Origin of the sequence: Chamaesiphon sp. (assembly GCF_041738855.1) — a bacterium.
Lineage (GTDB): Bacteria > Cyanobacteriota > Cyanobacteriia > Cyanobacteriales > Chamaesiphonaceae > Chamaesiphon.
The window spans coordinates 1-2,602 of sequence record NZ_JBGSPA010000160.1 but is presented as its reverse complement, the minus strand read 5'-3'; the positions used below and the strand labels follow the sequence as shown (position 1 = coordinate 2,602).

4 protein-coding genes are annotated in these 2,602 nt (G+C 48.7%); 1 reads left to right on the top strand and 3 read right to left on the bottom strand.

Annotation, left to right across the window (positions count from 1 at the left end):
• The first annotated feature begins 231 nt into the window (after positions 1–231).
• The gene (locus ACEW9I_RS16830) at positions 232–447 is read left to right on the top strand and encodes a hypothetical protein (protein ID WP_373541488.1); all 216 of its coding nucleotides are present in this window, start codon (positions 232–234) and stop codon (positions 445–447) included.
• 48 nt (positions 448–495) lie between these two features.
• On the opposite strand, the gene cysC is transcribed toward ACEW9I_RS16830, so the two are convergent.
• The 3 genes from cysC to ACEW9I_RS16815 all read right to left on the bottom strand — a co-directional run.
• Entirely contained in the window at positions 496–1,089 is a 594-nt protein-coding gene (gene cysC, locus ACEW9I_RS16825; RefSeq protein WP_373541487.1) for an adenylyl-sulfate kinase, read from the bottom strand.
• 14 nt (positions 1,090–1,103) lie between these two features.
• Entirely contained in the window at positions 1,104–1,952 is an 849-nt protein-coding gene (locus ACEW9I_RS16820) for a sulfotransferase (protein ID WP_373541486.1), read from the bottom strand.
• 133 nt (positions 1,953–2,085) lie between these two features.
• Positions 2,086–2,602 (bottom strand): PEP-CTERM sorting domain-containing protein (locus ACEW9I_RS16815; protein ID WP_373541485.1); only part of this gene is annotated, 517 nt, incomplete at its 5' end.

The window sequence follows — 2,602 nt, the reverse complement described above, 5'->3', positions numbered from 1 at the left end:
GAGGGGCACGCCATAATTGTCAAAGCCTAGAAACCTCTCTCTAGGGCGATCGAGGAAGCAATACGAGTGTTCGCGTTGAAAGGGCTGGTTGGCGTAACCGCGCCGCGAGGTAATCAATTTTTGAATTCGCCAACAGTATCGAATACGTGTAAAAACCTGCGAAATAGCCCTCAAAGCCTTGCCATCACTAGGTTTGAATTTCAGAAAGCAGGATAAAAATCGCACCTTCCAGTGAAATGGAATCGTCTTCAAATGGCGCGTCAGGTAAGGATCGCGATTAATACGATCGCCAATGTGTCGCGTTCGCTCTTGGAGCGGTATGGGGATTTTGGGTCTACGATCTTAGCAAATAAACCTTTCATAGCATCCCCGATATCCGATCGCCACCTAATTTGGATCGATCGAACTAGAAGTTCCAGTGAGTATCTCGATATCGAGCTATTTTAACGCTCCCGATCGAACTATTCTAAATCCACAAACGAGCGAGCATTCAATTCACTTACTCGCCGTGATGCTCGCTACTCCAAATTCAATTTGAAACCGATTGGGGTGACAATCGACGGGAATATATTCCAATGCTACTAGTTTTTGTAAAACCTTAGTCGCGCTCTGGGCAATGGTTTCGCGATCGGTTTGACATTCGAGATCGGGAGCTAGGGGAACTTCATAAGCCATGTCGATGCCTGTAAAGTTGGGGATGAGTCCGCATCTAGCTTTGGCATACAAACCTTTGACATCGCGCCGTTCGCATACTTCTAGGGGCGAGTTGACATAAACTTCTAGAAATTTGTCACTATTTTGTTTTAATTCTTCCCGAATCGATCGATGAGGAGCGATCGCGGCTACTAATACTATGACCCCATTTCTACTCAATAAATTGGCAACAAAGCCAATCCGCCGCACGTTCTCGATCCGATCGGCATGGCTGAATCCTAACTCTTTAGCTAGATGCTGACGCACGACATCACCATCGAGGATTTCAACCTTGAGGTTGGCTTGTTGAAGTTCTGTAGCTACAGCACGAGCGATCGTCGTTTTGCCTGCACCGCTCAAACCTGTAAACCAGACGATCGAACCCTGTTGTAACATATATTTTTTCGCTATTAATTTTGTTTAGAAATCCGATTGGCTTGACTATTTAAATCTCGTTCCCAGAACGATAGTTCATTGAACTTCTCAAATAAGTCTGGTGGTAAAAGTGTCGCTCGTGATTGATACTTAACCTGACGTTTGACGGTATGCAAACCTGGAGTTTTCATCATCGTATCGAATTCTTCTTCTCGATACTCTAGATTGTCAAAATCATGGTCGAAATAAGGCTGCTCGATAAATTGATAGACTAACCGCATCACCTGTTCGGGGGCTTGGGTGAGAGCTTCGTAATCGACTAACAGCATCAGCTCGGCTTCTGGGCTGTAGTAGGCTTCTTTGAGAGCGTCGTAGGCATAACCAACTAGCCGATCGCCCAATCCCAACACTGTCGTACGCGTATATACGGTTGCGGACTCGCCAGCATTCTGAAACATCCCCGATGCTTGGAGGGGGTTGCGCCGGACGATCGATTCCAAGCTATCCATTACCCATGCCAAATTTCGCACACAGGTAATGACTTTGGCGGTGGGAAATAAGGTTTTTAATAATGGTAATTTACTACACCAAGCGCGACTGGTATCGAAGACAACTTCAGTACCGATCGACTGATAATAATTAGTAAAAATTCCGGTTAAAATTGCCTGTCTTTGCTCTGGTGTAAGAAAGATTGCAAATTCATTTTCTTTGCCCATTGCATTAAATGCCTGGGTGACGATCTGGCTGACAGGGCTAGACATTTTGGCATGAAAGCGGGGATTTTGGCTCAAAATTGCGGCAAGTAATGTCGAACCAGCGCGCGGCAACCCTGAAATAAAATGAAATGTCTGCATGGGAATGGGGTGGAGGATAGATGGCAGCAAAGGCGATCGTCACTACAATACAACGCAATTGGGTAGATCTACACCAGTTCAAGATAAGCAAATAGCGATCGACCAATCTGCACTAACTAATCGATCGCCACAACCCTTATCCCAACCTGGCAAAATCGACTAGTTACTCGCGACGATTGAGATCGCTAGACTTCATCTGCCGCCGCAGTCGCCATGCTGCCGTACCTCCAATGAGCGTCCCCACGATCGTGAATGGTTCGGGCACTGATGTGGCTGGAGCGTTGAAGGAGATCGTTAATAACCCATTGCCTGTCCGACTGGCAGTGTCACGTGTTGAAGATGCTATACTGCCAGCGATCGCACTGCTATTGTAGAAGCCGATGCCACCACCAACGGTACCGCCGCTGCCGTAGCCATAGCCACCTTGACCTCCGACACCGCCTCTGCCTTCGCTGACGTAGTAACCAGCGATGCCACCGCCTCTGCCACCGCCGAAGCTGCCTTTGCTGCCGATGCCACCGCTGCCGCCGCTGGCACCACTGGCAAGAAATATATTACCGAGATTGTCAGCACCAATACCGCTACCGCCATAGCCGCCGTAGCCACCGAAGGCACCCTTGCCGCCAGCACCACCGCTGCCGCTGCCGAAGCCGCCGCTGCCGCCGTAGCCGCCGAAGCCG